Annotated in this window: 19 protein-coding genes; 5 read left to right on the plus strand and 14 right to left on the minus strand. The window is 68.5% G+C overall.

Annotated elements, in window-relative coordinates; genetic code table 11:
* Position 1: 1 nt before the first annotated feature.
* The 7 genes from ACG04R_RS13495 to ACG04R_RS13525 form a co-directional block, all read right to left on the minus strand.
* Positions 2–838: a PulJ/GspJ family protein gene (locus tag ACG04R_RS13495; protein WP_394411076.1), complete on the minus strand. Its 837-nt coding sequence runs from the start codon at positions 836–838 to the stop codon at positions 2–4.
* A complete protein-coding gene (locus ACG04R_RS13500) occupies positions 816–1,370 on the minus strand; it encodes a prepilin-type N-terminal cleavage/methylation domain-containing protein (RefSeq protein ID WP_394411079.1) in 555 nt (184 codons plus the stop codon). The genes ACG04R_RS13495 and ACG04R_RS13500 overlap by 23 nt, the downstream gene beginning before the upstream one ends.
* A gap of 38 nt (positions 1,371–1,408) precedes the next feature.
* Positions 1,409–1,861, minus strand: a complete 453-nt coding sequence (locus tag ACG04R_RS13505; RefSeq protein ID WP_394411082.1) for a Tfp pilus assembly protein FimT/FimU — start codon at positions 1,859–1,861, stop codon at positions 1,409–1,411.
* Positions 1,861–2,259, minus strand: a complete 399-nt coding sequence (locus ACG04R_RS13510) for a type II secretion system protein (RefSeq protein WP_394411085.1) — start codon at positions 2,257–2,259, stop codon at positions 1,861–1,863. The genes ACG04R_RS13505 and ACG04R_RS13510 overlap by 1 nt, the downstream gene beginning before the upstream one ends.
* 149 nt (positions 2,260–2,408) lie before the next feature.
* Positions 2,409–3,638: a type II secretion system F family protein gene (locus ACG04R_RS13515; RefSeq protein WP_394411088.1), complete on the minus strand. Its 1,230-nt coding sequence runs from the start codon at positions 3,636–3,638 to the stop codon at positions 2,409–2,411.
* Entirely contained in the window at positions 3,635–5,365 is a 1,731-nt protein-coding gene (locus ACG04R_RS13520) for a GspE/PulE family protein (protein ID WP_394411091.1), read from the minus strand. The genes ACG04R_RS13515 and ACG04R_RS13520 overlap by 4 nt, the downstream gene beginning before the upstream one ends.
* The gene (locus ACG04R_RS13525) at positions 5,362–7,893 is read right to left on the minus strand and encodes a GspE/PulE family protein (protein WP_394411094.1); all 2,532 of its coding nucleotides are present in this window, start codon (positions 7,891–7,893) and stop codon (positions 5,362–5,364) included. The genes ACG04R_RS13520 and ACG04R_RS13525 overlap by 4 nt, the downstream gene beginning before the upstream one ends.
* 80 nt (positions 7,894–7,973) lie before the next feature.
* On the opposite strand from ACG04R_RS13525, the gene pcp reads away from it, so the two are divergent.
* Positions 7,974–8,624 (plus strand): pyroglutamyl-peptidase I, encoded by a 651-nt coding sequence (pcp, locus tag ACG04R_RS13530; RefSeq protein WP_394411097.1) that lies wholly within the window; start codon positions 7,974–7,976, stop codon positions 8,622–8,624.
* A gap of 1 nt (position 8,625) precedes the next feature.
* On the opposite strand, the gene ACG04R_RS13535 is transcribed toward pcp, so the two are convergent.
* Both ACG04R_RS13535 and ACG04R_RS13540 read right to left on the minus strand, forming a co-directional pair.
* On the minus strand, positions 8,626–8,820 hold the full coding sequence (locus ACG04R_RS13535) for an anti-sigma factor family protein (RefSeq protein ID WP_394411100.1): 195 nt from the start codon (positions 8,818–8,820) through the stop codon (positions 8,626–8,628).
* Positions 8,817–9,407, minus strand: a complete 591-nt coding sequence (locus ACG04R_RS13540) for a sigma-70 family RNA polymerase sigma factor (protein WP_394411103.1) — start codon at positions 9,405–9,407, stop codon at positions 8,817–8,819. Before ACG04R_RS13540 ends, ACG04R_RS13535 begins: the two co-directional genes overlap by 4 nt.
* A gap of 113 nt (positions 9,408–9,520) precedes the next feature.
* On the opposite strand from ACG04R_RS13540, the gene ACG04R_RS13545 reads away from it, so the two are divergent.
* The 4 genes from ACG04R_RS13545 to ACG04R_RS13560 are packed head-to-tail and all read left to right on the plus strand — an operon-like array spanning position 9,521 to position 11,792.
* A complete protein-coding gene (locus ACG04R_RS13545; RefSeq protein WP_394411106.1) occupies positions 9,521–9,778 on the plus strand; it encodes a BufA1 family periplasmic bufferin-type metallophore in 258 nt (85 codons plus the stop codon).
* A 6-nt stretch (positions 9,779–9,784) separates the two neighbouring features.
* Entirely contained in the window at positions 9,785–10,624 is an 840-nt protein-coding gene (gene bufB / locus ACG04R_RS13550; RefSeq protein ID WP_394411110.1) for an MNIO family bufferin maturase, read from the plus strand.
* Positions 10,621–11,307 carry an HvfC/BufC family peptide modification chaperone gene (locus ACG04R_RS13555; protein WP_394411113.1) on the plus strand — a complete coding sequence of 229 codons (687 nt, stop codon included), beginning with the start codon at positions 10,621–10,623 and terminating at the stop codon, positions 11,305–11,307. Before bufB ends, ACG04R_RS13555 begins: the two co-directional genes overlap by 4 nt.
* On the plus strand, positions 11,304–11,792 hold the full coding sequence (locus ACG04R_RS13560) for a DoxX family protein (RefSeq protein WP_394411118.1): 489 nt from the start codon (positions 11,304–11,306) through the stop codon (positions 11,790–11,792). The genes ACG04R_RS13555 and ACG04R_RS13560 overlap by 4 nt, the downstream gene beginning before the upstream one ends.
* Here ACG04R_RS13560 and tolA read toward each other — a convergent pair.
* From tolA to ACG04R_RS13585, 5 genes are read right to left on the minus strand one after another with little or no spacing between them, the layout of a single operon-like run.
* A complete protein-coding gene (gene tolA / locus ACG04R_RS13565; protein ID WP_394411121.1) occupies positions 11,776–12,645 on the minus strand; it encodes a cell envelope integrity protein TolA in 870 nt (289 codons plus the stop codon). The two genes, ACG04R_RS13560 and tolA, sit on opposite strands and share 17 nt — an antisense overlap.
* 13 nt (positions 12,646–12,658) lie before the next feature.
* On the minus strand, positions 12,659–13,093 hold the full coding sequence (tolR, locus tag ACG04R_RS13570) for a protein TolR (RefSeq protein WP_394411124.1): 435 nt from the start codon (positions 13,091–13,093) through the stop codon (positions 12,659–12,661).
* Positions 13,093–13,767: a protein TolQ gene (tolQ, locus tag ACG04R_RS13575; protein ID WP_394411127.1), complete on the minus strand. Its 675-nt coding sequence runs from the start codon at positions 13,765–13,767 to the stop codon at positions 13,093–13,095. The genes tolR and tolQ overlap by 1 nt, the downstream gene beginning before the upstream one ends.
* Entirely contained in the window at positions 13,764–14,237 is a 474-nt protein-coding gene (gene ybgC, locus ACG04R_RS13580) for a tol-pal system-associated acyl-CoA thioesterase (RefSeq protein ID WP_394411130.1), read from the minus strand. The genes tolQ and ybgC overlap by 4 nt, the downstream gene beginning before the upstream one ends.
* The gene (locus ACG04R_RS13585) at positions 14,234–15,412 is read right to left on the minus strand and encodes a pyridoxal phosphate-dependent aminotransferase (protein ID WP_394411133.1); all 1,179 of its coding nucleotides are present in this window, start codon (positions 15,410–15,412) and stop codon (positions 14,234–14,236) included. The genes ybgC and ACG04R_RS13585 overlap by 4 nt, the downstream gene beginning before the upstream one ends.
* Between the last annotated feature and the right edge of the window lie 10 nt (positions 15,413–15,422).

A 15,422-nucleotide genomic window follows, 5' to 3' on the forward strand; every position in this document is an offset into this window, starting at 1 on the left:
GTCAGGGCAGGTTGTCGACGTGGACGGTGTGGTACAGCGTGATGGTCTCGCCGTTGGCGCTGAGCTGGATGCTCAGCGTCACCAGCGCATAGCGGGCGGTGATGGTGGGCGTGCTGTAGCTGAAGCTGCAACTCTGCACGTGCTGGGCCAGCACGGCGGCGCTGCCGCCGCCCGGCGGCGGGTCGGGTTGGGTGCTGAGGAAGCCGTAGCCGGTGTAGCGCGTCAGCGTGCCGGCCGTCGTGTCGCAGCGGTAGGTGACCGGCTGCTCGATGGCGTAGACCCGGTAGGGCGGTGCCTGCAGCGAGTTGGGTAGAGCGGCGCCGGAGATGGCCACGCTGGTGGCGTTGCCGGCCGCCGTCGACGAGACGCGCACGTTGGCGAGCGTGTAGGCGTCGGCATCGGGCACGCCGTTGCCGAGGTTGTACCAGGCCAGACGCTGGTTGCCGCTGGCCAGGCGCAGCGCCGGGCCGACGATGGCGAAGCTGGTGTCGACCGTGCCGAACAGCAGCGGGTCGCCGGCCTCGGTGCCGACGGCGTAGCGCGCCGCGCCGCTGACGGGGATCAACTCCACGCTGTTGCCGGTGATGCGCACGCTGTTGGGCAGTGCGGCGGTCAGGTCGCGGCCGATGCGGCGCAGCGCTGTATCGGCCTCGTCGCCCAGCCGCGCCCGCGTGGCGGATGCGAAGTACGCCGTGATGGACGGCACGATGAAGATGGCCACCATCGCGATGACGACGCCGCTGATGGCGATCACCATGACCGCCTCGATCAGCGTGAAGCCGCGGGCGCTGGCCTGCCGGTGCGCCGGACCGGCTTCAGTACGGCGATTGCGGCGCATAGCGGGTTCGCCAGCCTTGCAGCACGGTGCTGCTGCTGTCGGGGCCGGAGACCGTGACGGTGATCTGCAGCGCGTCGCCGCTGGCGGCGTTCAGCGAGTCCAGCGTGGCGGCGGCCACGGTGACGCTGGCGGTGTAGCCCGACAGGCCGGTGACGGTTGCGTTGTTCAAGTCGCGGATGCCGGCCATCGAGAAGCCGTTGTAGTCGTTGACGTTGTCGAAGTAGGTCGGGCCGTAGCGCGTCTCGCCGGACTCGGGCCCGATGTTCTCGGCCAGCGAGGCGCAGCCGGCCGCCGAACCGGCCGTCTCGACGTTGGCATCGTCCGGGTCGCACCACGTGAACGGCATCAGCTGCACCTCGCGCAGCAGCGACTCGGCGATGGCGAGCTGCTGGCGGCGGATCATCGGGTCGGCGCTGGCGGTCGTGGCCGTGACGAAGACGCGCAGCATCGCGGCCAGCGCGATGCCGACGACGGCGATGAACATCAGCAGCTCGATCAGCGTGAGACCCTGGGCCCGGCGGTGGCGATGCATGCGTTTCATGCTAGCCCAGGGGCGCCGTCGTCAAAGGGTCAAGGAGCGGGGTGGATCAGGCCCGTGTCAGTCTCGATGACATAGGCCTGGCTGTAGCTGCCGCTGGCGACCGTGACGGTCAGGCTGGCTGCGGTGCTCGTCGCCGTCGCACCGCTGTTGCCGCTGTTGAACGTCACGGTGCGGCTGCCACCTTCGGCGATGCAGGGCGACTCGGTGGCCGGGCAGGGCAGGGAATCCAGGCTGGCACCGCCGCCGTAGGCCCAGCTGACGCCGGTGCCGGTGATGGTGGCGACGATGGGCCGGCGCTGCTGCAGGGACAGCCTCAGCATGGCCTGGTGGCGTGCCATCAGGTCGTCGCCAAAAGAACGCAGCCGCCACAGCGTCGTGTCCAGCACTTTCGGGAGGGCGAACACCGCCAGGGCGGCCGTGATCACGATGACGAGGATGAGCTCGATCAGCGTGAAGCCACGCGAGCTGCGTGGCAGGGGCATCAGGAGATGCCGGTCACGGTGAAGTTGGCGGTCTTGCCGTTGGCGGTCAACACGCAGGTGGAGACGGTGGTGTCGACTGCTGCGGCGGAGTCCGTCGTGACCGAATAGCCCGTCGGCAGCGCGCCGCCTTGCAGTGCGGGGACGATGTCCGAGCACTTAGCGACGGGCACGGTCTTGTTGGTTGCCGCCGTGCCAGTCTCGCCCTTGGCCTTGCGGCTGGCGTAGTTGATGGCAGAAGCAGAGCTCAGTGCGCCGGCCACGCCATTGACGGCCGCCTGCTTGGCGTCGTCGTCGACGTTGACGAACTTCGGCAGCGCCACGGCGGCCAGTACGCCCAGGATCACGATGACCATCACCAGCTCGATGAGCGTGAAACCAGCTTGTTGAGTCTTGTTCATGGAGAGTCCTTCCTGCGCTGAGCGCTGTCGTCCGGGAGTGCGCCAACTATCGGTCAGCCAGACCTCAAACGACAGTGAATTGCGCACGGCTTGACCCTCGCCCGCCCTGGCAGCCTGCAAACCGTTGCAAGCTTCACACGCCGTGCCTGTCAGCGGCCTTGCGCGGCCTGTCCGAGGTTCCACAGAGGCAGGAACACGCCCAGCGCCAGCACCAGCACCAGCGCCCCGATGATGGCCAGCAAGATCGGCTCGATGGCGGCGGAGAGGCCCTTGATGGCGTAGTCGGTCTCGCGTTCGTACATCTGCGCGATCTCGGTCATCAGCGTGTCCAGCTCGCCGGTTTCCTCGCCAACTGCAATCATTTGCAGCACGATGGGCGTGAAGACACCGGTTGCCGTCGCGCAACGCGAGATGCTCTCGCCGCGCTCCACACCGTCGCGCATCTGCTCGATGCGGGCCCCGATGTAGGCGTTGTCCACCGTCTGCGCCACGACCGTCATGGCCTGGCTGATGGGCACGCCCGAACTGCTCGCCAGTGCGAAGCTGCGCGCGAAGCGGGCCAGCGTCGCCTTTAGCACGATGTCGCCCGCGATGGGCAGGCGCAGCTTGAAACGGTCCCAGGCGTAGCGACCGCTGGCCGTGGCGATCCAGTTGCGCCAGGCCAGCGCCAGCCCGATGCCGGTGGCGGCGACCAGGGGCCACCAGGTCACCGTCCAGCCCGAGAAGCCTAGCAGGATGCGCGTCATCAGCGGCAGCTCGGCCTTGAAGTGGGCGAAGACGTCGGCGAACTTGGGCAGCACGAAGAGGTTGATGACGACCAGCGCGATGGCCATCGCGAAGATCACCATCGTGGGATAGCGCAGCGCCTGCTTGATGCGGGCGCGGATGTCGAGCTCGAACTCCAGGTGCGCGGCCAGGCGCTGGAAGACCTCGGTCAGCCGCCCGGTCAGCTCGCCGACGCGCGTCATCGCGATGTAGAAGGGGCTGAACACCGTCGGGTGGCGGGCGAAGGCCGTGGCCAGTTCGCGTCCCTGATCCAGGCTGGCGCGCACGTCCTGCAGCAGGCTGATGATGCCCGGGTGATCGGTCGACGCCTCCAGGCCGGCCAGCGAGCGCAGGATGGGCACGCCGGCCTTCTGCAGCGTGTAGAACTGGCGCGTCAGCACCAGTGCGTCTTCCTGCGTGACGGGCTTGGCCAGCAGCGCCTGCAGCCAGCCGCCGCCGGCGACGCTGACGGCGTCCTGCGTCGGCTCGATGCTGACGGGGATGACGCCGCCGGCCATCAACTGCGCCGCGACGGCGTCGCTGGTGGCGGCATCGACGATGCCTTCGACGAGCTCACCACGACCGTTGCGGCCCTTGAACGCGAAGTTGCTCATTCAGTGTCGACGCTGATGCGTACGGCTTCAGCCAGCGAGGTCTTGCCTTCGCACACGAGCGCCAGACTGCGATCGGCCAGTGTCTTGCCCCGCAGCGAGCGGCGCGCCGCGGCGAGGAAGGCGCCGGCATCGCTGCGCTGGATGGCCAGCGCCATGTCGGGGTCCAGCTCCAGCATCTCGTAGATGCCGCGGCGGCCCTGCGTGCCGGTGCCGTGGCATTCGGCGCAGCCGCGGCCCTTGACGCTCTGCACGGGGCCGAGCGGCTCGCCGTTCAGCGTCTGCACCTCGTTGACCCAGGCCTGCTCCTGCGGCGTGGCCTGGTGCGGCTCGGCGCAATGCCTGCAGACACCGCGCAGCAGCCGCTGTGCCAGCACGGCCTGCAGCGACGTGGCGACCATGAAGGGCGGGGCAGCCATGTCCAGCAGCCGGAACGGCGTGGAGACGGTGTCCTTGGTGTGCAGCGTGCTGAGCAGCAGGTGGCCGGTGATGGCCGCGCGCAGGCCGATCTCGGCCGTCTCGGCGTCGCGCATCTCGCCGACGAGGATGACATCGGGGTCCTGCCGCAGCGCGGCGCGCAGCACCTTGGCGAAGTCGAGGTCGATCTTGTCGTTGACCTGCACCTGCGTCAGGCCCGGCAGCCGGTACTCGATGGGGTCTTCGGCCGTGATGATCTTGAGCTTCTCGGCATCCAGCTCGGCCAGCGCCGCGTACAGCGTGGACGTCTTGCCGGAGCCGGTCGGGCCGGTGACGAGGATCATCCCGGAGTCGCGCGCCAGCAGCTCGCGGAAGCGTTTGAGCATGTCGTCGGGCATGCCGATCTGGTCCAGCCGGCGCAGCGCCGAGCCCTGGCCCAGCAGGCGCATGACGACGGACTCGCCGTACTGGCTGGGCATGGTGGACAGCCGGACGTCCAGCGTGCGGTCCGACAGTCGCAGCGTGAAGCGGCCGTCCTGCGGCAGGCGCTTCTCGGAGATGTCGAGGCCGGCCATGAGCTTGAGCCGCTGGGCCAGCGCGGGGGCGATGCGCTTGTCGGCCTGCGTCAGCGTCTGCAGGATGCCGTCGACACGGTTGCGGATCAGCAGCTCGCCTTCCTGCGGCTCGATGTGCACGTCGGACGCGCCGGCGCGCGTCGCGTCCTCGAACACCGACTGCAGCAGCCGCACGACCGGTGCGCCCTCCTGGCCGACGCTGGCCTGCAGCGTGCCGAAGTCCACCGCATCGCCGATGTCCTTCTCCAGTGCCTTCGCCAGGCCGGTGATCTCGTCGCTGCGGCGGTAATGCTTGTCGAAGACGGCGGCGAGCTGGCTGTCGGCGACCACGGCCATGGCCAGGCGGCGCTTCAGGATCTTGGCCAGCTCGTCGAAGCCGAACAGGTCGAGCGGGTCGGCCATCGCGACGAGCAGCGTGTCGCCGCGCTCTTCCAGCACCAGCGCACGGAAGCGCCGTGCCGGCGTCTCTGGCAACAGCCGCACCAGCTCGGTCTTCAGGGGGAAGGTCTTGAGGTTCACGAACGGCGCGCGCAGCTGGCGGGCCAGCACGTGGGCCAGCGCTTCCTCGGTGATGAGGTTGGCCTCGATGAGGATGCGGCCCAGCTTCTTGCCGGTGGCGCGCTGCAGTTCCAGCGCCTGGCCCAGCTGTTCGGCCGAGATCAGCTGCTGCTCGACGAGAACGTCGCCGAGGCGGAGCTTCGGGCGGGGAGCGGCGGCGGTCTCGGCGGGTTCGGTCATGTGTTGCTCGTGGCGTGCACTTCAGCGATGGTCGTGACGCCCTGCAGCACCTTGACGATGCCGTCCTGGCGCAGCGAGCGCAGGCCTTCGGCCAGCGCGGTGTTGAACAGTTCCTCCGCCCGCGCGCCGGTCTGGATCATGCGGCGCAGGTTGCGCGACACGGTCAGCAGCTCGTGCAGTCCGGCGCGGCCCTTGAAGCCAGTGTGGCCGCAGGTGGGGCAGCCCGCGCTGGTGAACTTCATGAGCCGGCCGTCCTTGCCGTGATTCTTGACCCACTCGGCCGCCAGCGCGGCGCGACCGGGCCGCGCGTCGTTGGGGAAAACGTGCAGATAGTCATCCAGCAGCTCGCCCAGTTCGGCCTCGCTCATCGGCTCGCTGGTCTGGCAGGCCGTGCACGAGCGCCGCACGAGTCGCTGCGCCAGCACGGCCAGCAGCGAGTCGGCGAAGTTGAACGGGTCCATGCCCATGTCCAGCAGCCGCGTGATGGTCTCGGCGGCGCTGTTGGTGTGCAGCGTGGACATCACCAGGTGGCCGGTCAGCGACGCCTCCACGGCGATCTCGGCGGTCTCCTGGTCGCGGATCTCGCCGACCATGATGACGTCCGGGTCGGCGCGCAGGAAGGCACGCAGCGCTTTGGCGAAGGTCCAGTCGATGCGCGGGTTGACCTGCACCTGGCGCAGGCCCGCCTGGGTGATTTCGACGGGGTCCTCGGCCGTCCAGATCTTGCGGTCGGGCGTGTTGATGTGGCTGAGCGCCGAGTGCAGCGTCGTCGTCTTGCCGGAGCCCGTCGGGCCCACGCACAGCACCATGCCGTAGGGGCGGGCAGCGGCGGCCTTGAGAGCCGCGAGGTTGGCCGGCGTCAGGCCCAGGCGCTCCAGCGGGATGGGGCGGCTGCTGGCCAGGATGCGCATGACGACGTCTTCCAGCCCATTGTTGGTCGGGATGGTGGCCACGCGCAGCTCCAGCCGGTGCTGGGCCGAGAAGCGCGCGAAGTTGATCTTGCCGTCCTGTGGCTTGCGGCGCTCGGAGATGTCGAGGTCGCACATGATCTTGATGCGCGCGATCATGGCGTTGCGGTAGGTGTGCGGCAGCTCCAGGTAGGGCTGCAGCACGCCGTCGCGGCGGAAGCGGATCTTGAGCTTCTCGCGCCCCGGGTAGGTCTCGATGTGGATGTCGGACACGCCCTGGTTGTGCGCCTCGATGATCATCGTGTTGATGAGCCGCACCAGGCTGTTGTCGCTCTGCTCGATGGCCGATTCTTCTTCCTTGGCCGAGCGCTCGCTGCTGTCGCGCTCCAGGCTCTCGATGAGCTTGTTGGAGCTCTCCAGCGCGAAGTCGGGCTGGAAGTCCGGCAGCGTGTCGGCCTTGCCACTGACGCCGCGGTGCAGCGATTCGGCGCCGAAGCGGTCGAAGGTGGTCGGGATCGCGAACTGCAGCGTGCCCACGCGGGTCAGCGTCGGCACGACCTTGAGCTGGGTGATGAACTCCACCTCGTCGATGGCCTCGCGGCGCGTCGGGTCCTCCATCGCGACGATGAGGCGGCCGTCTCGCAGCACCAGCGGCAGCATTTCCAGCCGCTTGGCCACGGCATAGGGCAGCTTGCGAACCGCATCGGGTTCGATGGCGAAGCGCTCCACGTCGACAACCGGATAGCCCATCTTGCGTGCCAGCGCCGACTGCAGCTGCGCGCGCGTGATGACGCCCTTGCGCACCAACAGCTCGCCCAGCGGCACGGAGCGATCGTCGCGCTGCTGCACGAGCGCCAGCTCCAACTGCTCGGGCGTGACCAGCTCCAGCGCCAGCAGCGCCTCGCCGATGCGCACCATCGGCATCCTGGCCTGCTGCTCGATCGCTTGCAGCAACTGCTCCGTCGTGACGATGTGCTGCTCGACAAGGATGTCACCCACGCGCCGCTGGCGCAGGCCCGTCTGCTCGACGGCGGCGGCAGCCAGTTGTTCCTGCGTGACGAGCTGCTCCTTCAGCAGCAGGTCGCCGATGCGTTCGCCGATCTCGAAATGGGACAGCACCTCGCGCGGGATGAAGACGCGGCGCACCGAGTCGTCACTGTCGGACAGCGGCGGAAACAGGAACAGCCCCAGTTTGTCGTGCTGGTAGCCGATGGTGACGCCCTTGAGCTCGTCACCCCCGTTGAAGACGAGGCGGAAGTCGCTGCGTGGCCGCTGGTCCACGCTCAACGGTGCGTTCAGGTCACTGTCGTCGCGTGGCGGCACGGCGATGGCGCGCATCAGCTTGATGGCGCGGAACTGGCTGAACTTCAGCGGCATGCTGTTGCGCGCCGGCGGCACATTGATGCGCACGATGCGCTCGCTCGCCTCGAGTTCCAGCAACTGCCCGTTGCTGCGACTGTTGTTCAGGCCGAGGATTTCGCAGGCCTCGGGGCCTTGCTGGACTTGCGGTTGCGGATAGGCCGCGTAGGGGGGGCTGGGCCACAGGAAGCCCGCGGGCGAGCCACCGCTGGCCTCGGCGTCGCCATGGGGCCAGGGCAATGGCTCGGACGTGTCGGTCATGGCCGCTGATTATGGAGGGCGGGCGCCGCATGCAAGCCCCAAAAACAGCCTGGTGCGGCGCCATTCCGGACAATGGCGGGATGAACATCCTGCTCACAGGTTTCGAGCCCTTCGGCGGCGAGGCGATCAACCCGTCCTGGGAGGTGGCGCGCGCGCTGGACGGCCAGGTCATCGCCAGCGCCACGGTGCAGGCGCGCTGCCTGCCGACAAGCTTTGGCGGAGCGCCCGAGGCGCTGGTCAGGGCGCTGGCGGAGCTCCGGCCGGTGCTGGTCGTCGCACTGGGCCAGGCCAGCGGTCGCAGCGAGGTTTCCATCGAGCGCGTGGCCGTCAACCTCATCGACGCGCGCATTGCCGACAACGATGGGCAGCGACCTCAGGACGTGCCTGTGCGTGCCGATGCGCCGGCCGCCTACTTCTCGACGCTGCCCATCAAGGCCATGCGCGACGCGCTGCGGGCCGCGGGCCACCCGGCCGGGTTGTCGCTGTCGGCCGGCGCCTTCGTCTGCAACCAGGTCTTCTACGAGCTTCAGCACCGGCTGGCCGGCCAGGGCGTGCCCAGTGGCTTCATCCACCTGCCGGCGCTGCCCGAGCAGGCGGCGCGCACGCAGCCCACCATGCCCAGCATGGGCCTGGCGGCGCAGATCGACGCGATCCGGTTGGCGCTGGCCGTCACGCTGGCGGGCGAGGGCGCTGTTGCGGCAAGGCCAGACGAGGGCGCGCCGACGAGCTGAATCAGTCTTCCGAGTAGTGGCGCCAGCGCGCGCTGGCCTGGCGCATCAACTCCACCTGGCGGGCGAAGCGGCGGCAGTTGCCACAGATGCGGTGATGCAGGCGAAGCGACAACCGCTCGGCCAGCGGCATGCTGCGGTCCTCGGCCTTCAGGATGATCTCGGTGGCCTCGCGGCAGGTGATCTTCAGCTTGATCAAGTCGCCCCTCCGGCGGCGGGCGCGCCAAACCAGCCCAACTGCAGACATTCCCGCAGCCGCAACCGGGCTCGGTGCAGTATGACCCACAGGTTGGTCGGCGTGATCGCGAGTTCCTTACAGATCTCGTCGGACTCCAGCTCCAGCCACTCGCGCATCATGAAGAGTCGCCCCTGCTGGCCCGGAAGCTTCTCGACGCAGGCCTCCAGCACCTTCATGAAATCCAGCTGGCGCAGCGCGTCCTCGGGGTTGCCCCAGTCGTGCTGCATCTCGCGCCAGTGGCCGTCGGCGGCGAACAGCAGGTCGTCGAGGTCCTCGCCATCGTCGCTGCTGGCCGTGGTGGACATCTCGCGGCTGTTCCTGCGGATCTGGTCGACCAGCTTGTGCTTGAGGATGCCGATGAGCCAGGTCTTGAGCTGGCTGTTGCCGGCGAAGGCCTGCGGCTTCTCGAGAGCGGCCAGCACCGTTTCGGATACCGCGTCCTCCGCCCAGGCCGGGTTGCGCAACTGCAGCCGCGCATACTTCAGCAGCACGGGGCGAAGGACTTCGATCTGGCTGCAGTAGTCCGCTGATGCGGTTTGAGCGGTCATGGCTAGAACAAAAAACGCGGTCAGTGTAAGGACCGGACGGTGTCTTGCGACTTCGATCTCGCCGCCGCATCATCGGCCGCCTTTCACCCCTCAACCTTTTGGAGACCTGTCTCATGAAGAACCAAGCCCTCGTGTCCTCCGCCCTCGCCGCCGCCCTGGCCATGGGCCTCGTCGCCCAGGCCCAGGCCGCCGATTCCGCCAAGGAAAAGTGCTACGGCGTCGCCAAGGCCGGCCAGAACGACTGTGCCACCGCCGCCCACTCCTGCGCCGGCCAGTCCAAGGCCGACAAGGACGCCACCGAGTGGAAGTACGTGGCCAAGGGCAGCTGCGAAAAGGAAGGCGGCTCGACCAAGGCGCCTGCCAAGAAGTAAGTCAGGATGGCGCCAGACCGGGACGCCTGCGTCGGCATCGGCTGGCGCCAGCCGCACTACGAGACCTTGCTGGCCGAGCGTCCGCCGCTCGGCTTCATCGAGGTCCACTCCGAGAACTTCTTCGCCGATGGTGGTATCGCGCTCGCCGTCCTGGACGCCGGCCGCGCGGCCTACGACGTCAGCCTGCACGGCGTGGGCCTGGCGCTGGGTTCGGCGGCCGGGCTGGATGCGGCGCACGTCGAGCGTCTGGCCCGCCTCGCCGAGCGCGTGCAGCCGCGCTGGGTGTCCGACCATGCCTGCTTCGCGCGCGTCGGTTCGGGGCTGCACGCGGCGGACCTGCTGCCCATCCCGTTCACGGAAGAATCCCTCGCGCTGATGACCCGCCATGTGCAGCAGGTGCAGGAGCGCCTGCGCCGGCCGATGCTGGTCGAGAACCTCAGTGCCTACGTCGGCTGGGCCGGTGACACGCTGGCCGAACCAGAGTTCTTCAACGAGTTGACGCGGCGCAGCGGCTGCGGCCTGCTGCTGGACGTCAACAACCTGTTCGTCAACGCGCGCAACGCCGGCCAAGCGCCGGACGCCGCCGCGCGCGAGGCCATGCGTTGGGTCGATGCGATTCGCCCGGGGAGCGTCGGCGAGATTCACCTTGCCGGCCACTGCGAGACCGACGGCGGCCTCGTCATCGACGATCACGGCAGCCGCGTGCGCGACGAGGTCTGGCAGATCTACGAGCACGCCATCCGCCGCTTCGGGCCGACGCCGACGCTCATCGAGTGGGACACCGCCGTGCCAGTGCTGGACGTGCTGCTGACCGAGGCCCATCGGGCGAGGGCGCTGCAGCGATGAAGGCCGAGCAACAGGCTTTCGTCGACACGCTGCTGGGTCGTGGTGACGCGCCGGCTGGCCTCATCGGCGGCGAGCGGGGCCTCGCGGCCTACCGGAACAACATGCGCGCGCTGGCCGCTCAGGCGCTGGCCGTACCGTTCAGTCGACTGCGCGAGGCGCTGGGCGACGACGAATTCGCGTCGCTGTCCTGGACCTTCTGGCGTGCCCACCCACCCGAGAGCGGTGACCTGGGCCGGTGGGGCGGGGCGCTTGAGGCCTTCCTCATCGAGCGCGCTGGCGAGGACTCGGGCCTGCCCGACCTGGCACGGCTGGACTGGGCTTCTCACCAGGCCGAGCGTGCTGCCGATGCCACGCTGGATGCCGAGTCGCTGGCGCTGCTCGGCACGACGGCGCCTGAACAGTTGTGGCTGGTGCTGAGGCCAGGCGTGGCGCTGCTGGCGCAGCGCAGCGGGCCGCTGCTCGTCTGGCGCGATGGCTGGCGCGCCGTGTCACAGGCCGTCTCAGACGCCGAAGCCGTGTTCCTGCGGGCGCTGCTCGACGGCGTGAATCTTTCCGAGGCTTTGGTGAAAGGTTCGGCCGCGGCAACCGACTTCGACTTCGGCGCCTGGCTGCAAGCCGCGCTGAAGAACGCCTGGCTGCAAGGAGTCAGGACGACACCACCGAACCGGACCGCGACACCATGAAAGCCCTGATCTCAGCCGCCCTGCGCACCTTCACCGACCCGGGCCTGCAGCCCACGCGCATGCCGGTGCTGCTGGACACGCTGGTCAATCGTCTGCAGTCGCTGGCGTTGCTGGCCGCACGGTTTTATGTCGCCAAGATCTTCTTCTTCTCGGGGCTGACCAAGCTGCGCGACTGGTCGTCCACGCTGGCCTTGTTCAACGATTACTACCAGGTGCCGTTGCTGCCGCCCGCGCTAGCCGCCTACATGGGCACTGCAGGCGAACTGGCGATTCCGGTTCTGTTGGTTCTGGGCCTGGCGGGCCGCTTCGCCGGCGCAGGGCTGTTCGTCGTGAACCTGATGGCGGCGCTGTCGTTGCCGGCCGACGATTTCTCCCCGGCCGCCGAGGCGCAGCACACGCTGTGGGGTGTGCTGGCCGTTGTCATCGCGCTGTGGGGCGCAGGTCGCTGGTCTGTCGACCGCTGGCTGGCTACTCGCGCAGCCTGAAGCTGAGGATGATGACCGGCGGCACGCGGCCGTCGGTATCGCGCGGCAGCGTTTCGGCCTTGTCGATGGCGCGCAGCACGGCACGGTCCCACTCGGCATCACCACTGGCCTTGATGATCTTGCTACCGAGGATGCGGCCGTCCGGCGCCAGCGCGACCTGCACGTCGGCGGTCGGGTTGGTAGCGCCGTCGTCCGAGTAAATGATCAGCGGCCGGACCTTGCCCTTCACGCGGCCCACCCAGCCGGCCGACGGTGCGGCGTTCTGAGCGGCGTTGCCGGTCGAGCCTGGCGTGCCGCCGGCCATGCCCAGGATGCGGCGCAGGTTCTCCTGACGCAGTGCCTCGCGCTTGGCATCGGCGTCCTTGGCGGCCTTCGCCTCCTTGGCATCCTTTGCGGTCTTCTCGTCCTTGAGCTTCTTGCGGTCTTGCTCTTCCTTGGCCGCCTTGTCCTTCGCGAGCTTGTCGGCCTTCTCCTTGGCCTCCTTTGCCGCCTTCTCGCGCTCAAGCTTGACCTGCTCTTCGCGGGCCTGCTCTTCCTTGCGCTTCTTGTCCTTGGCGATGGCGATCTCGGCCTCACGCTGCTGCTCGGCGGCTTCTTCCTCGGCGCGCTGCTGCTGGGCCTTCAGGTCAGGCTTGGGGGCTTCGGGTTCCGGCTGGGCCGGCGCTTCCTCGCGCGGCGCGGCAACCTGCGGCACGGTCGACCACAGCTCGGCCTCGAAGGCCGGCTCGGAGTCGCTGTGCCAGTGCAGGCCGTAACTGAGCGCGAGGATCAGCAGGCCGTGGGCGATCAGCGCGAAGACGAGGCCGCGGCCGATGCCTTCGACTTCAGGGGGACGCAGCGTCGCAGCGGTCATGTCGACGTCTTGTTCACTTCGCCGAGGCGCCGCTCTTCACGGCGAGGCCCACGCGCTGCACGCCGGCGCGTTGCAGCGTGTCCATGACCTGCACGACGGCCTCGTACTTGACGTTCTTGTCTGCCGAGATGACGACGGGGCTGGCCGCGTCGCCGTTCTGGGCCTTCTTCACGCGCTCGGCCAGCCGGTTCACCGGGATGGACTCCGGTTCCAGCTGGTCGACCTTGATCTTCAGCTTCTCGTCGGTGCCGACGATGACCTGGATGACGTGCTCGGGTTGCTGCTTGCTCTTGCCGACGCTGGGCAGCTCGACGAGGCCGGTCGTGATCAGCGGTGCGCTGACCATGAAGATGATGAGCAGCACCAGCATCACGTCGATGAACGGGACCATGTTGATCTCGTTCATCGTGCGGCGCTTGGCACCGCCACGGGGAGAGAGGGCGGCCATCAGTGCTGCGTCGCGTTGCGTTGCAGGATGTTGGAGAACTCGTCGATGAAGGTCTCCAGCGTGATGGCGCTGCGGTCGATCTGGCGCGCGAACCGGTTGTAGGCCAGCACGGCGGGGATTGCAGCGAACAGGCCGATGGCCGTGGCGACCAGCGCCTCGGCAATGCCTGGCGCGACGGTGGCCAGCGTGACCTGGGTCAGGTTGGACAGGCCGACGAAGGCGTGCATGATCCCCCAGATGGTGCCGAACAGGCCCACGTACGGCGACACGGAGCCGACCGATGCGAGGAAGGACAGGTTGCTTTCCATCGCATCGAGCTCGCGCTGGAAGCTGGCGCGCATCGCGCGGCGGGCGGCGTCCAGCAGCGAGTCGGCGTCGGTGACGCGCTTCTCGCGCAGCTTCATGAATTCGCGCATGCCGGACGCGAAGATGCGCTCCAGCGGTGCGCCGTCGGTGCGGTTTCCGACCGACTGGTAGAGGTCGTTGAGGTTCTTGCCGCTCCAGAACTCGGCCTCGAAGGCGTCGTTGCGGCGCTTGATCTGGCCCAGGCCGATCAGCTTGCCGAAGATGACGCTCCAGCTCGCGAGCGACACGAGCAGCAGGCCCGCGATGACGAGCTGCACGGCAAAGCTGGCGTGCAGGATCAGGGAGACGATGGACAGGTCTTGGTTCATGGAGCGATCGCTGAAATGACAGCGTCTGGGAGGCGTTGGGGTTTCAGGTCTTGGGCACGCACGCAGCCGATGCGGATCTCGCCTTCGGCCAACAACGTGTCACCCCGCAGTGCGCGTTGACGCACGACAAGGCTGGCACGGCCGGCGGGTTCGGGGTCGACGGTGATGGTCAGCAGGTCGTCCAGCCGAGCCGGCGCCAGGTAGCGCAGGCTGGTGGCGGCAACGACGAACATGACACCGGTCTCCTCGCGCAGCTGATGCTGCTCGACGCCGGCCGAGCGCAGCCACTCGGTGCGGGCGCGCTCGAAGAACTTCAGGTAGTTCGCGTAGAACACGATGCCGCCAGCGTCGGTGTCTTCCCAGTAGACGCGGACGGGGAATTCAAAGCCCGGCGCCGCACGGCCGCCCGAAGGCGCCGGAGCCCCCTTGGGGGGCAGGCAGCGAAGCGAACGTGGGGGCACTGGATTCATGACAGCACCTCGCGCAGGCGGGCGACGGCTTCGCGCAGGTCGTCGATGGATGACGCGAACGACAGGCGCATCCAGCGTTGCGGGTCGGCGAGGCCGAAGTCGCGGCCGGGCGTCAACGCGACTTGGGCCTGCTGCAGCAGTTCGTGGGCGAAGGTCCAGCTGTCGGCGTGATGGCGGCTGACGTCCATCCAAGCGTAGAAGGCGCCATCGGGTGCAACGGGCACGGTCAGGCCCAGTTCGTTGAGGGCCGGCACGATGTAGTCGCGGCGCTGCTTCAGCACGGCGCGACGGCGTTCGAACTCGACGATGGAGTCAGGCTCGAAGCAAGCGAGGGCGGCCATCTGCGACAGCGTGGACGGGCAGATGTACAAGTTCTGCGCCAGCCGCTCGATGGCCGGCACCAGGGCAGGGGGCAGCACAAGCCAGCCCAGACGCCAGCCGGTCATGCCGAAGTACTTGGAGAAGCTGTTGACGGAGACGATGTCGTCGCCGAGCGCGAGTGCCGTGTGGCCGAAGTGTTCTTCGTAGCTCAGCGGCAGGTAGATCTCGTCGACGACCGTGATGCCGCCGCGCTCGCGCACAAAGCCGGCGATGTCGGCCAACACCTCGGGTGCGATGGACGTGCCGGTGGGGTTGCTCGGCGAGGCCAGCAGCACGCCGCGCGTGGCCGGTGCCCAGGCGTCGCGGACTTGCGCCGCATCGAGCTGGAAGCGACCTGCTGCTGTGGTGGGCAGCAGCCGCGGCGTGGCGTCGGCCGCCGTCACGAAGTGGCGGTTGCACGGGTAGCAGGGGTCGGGCATCAGCACCTCGTCGCCCTGCTCGAAGAGCGCCAGGCAGGCGAGCTGCAGGCCGGCCGACGCACCGGCCGTGATGGCGATGCGCTCGGGCGAAACGATCAGGCCGAATCGCTGCAGGTACCAGCGCGAGATGGCCTCGCGCAGCGCCGGCAGGCCCAGTGCGTCGGTGTAGGGCGTGGGGCCTTGGGCGATGCGGGCAGCAGCCTCGCGCACGGCGGGTGCCGCGCCGAAGTCGGGCTCACCGATGTTCAACCGGATCATGCGCCGGCCGCCCTGGACCGGATCGCACAGCGGCCCGGCCGCGACGCGCGCCGCGGCCTTGGCCAGCTCCATCACGTAGAAAGGCTCGATGCGGTCGAGCCGACCTGCCAGCTTCATCAGCTCGTCG

The sequence above is a fragment of the Pelomonas candidula genome, assembly GCF_043555985.1.
Classification (GTDB): domain Bacteria; phylum Pseudomonadota; class Gammaproteobacteria; order Burkholderiales; family Burkholderiaceae_C; genus Pelomonas; species Pelomonas candidula.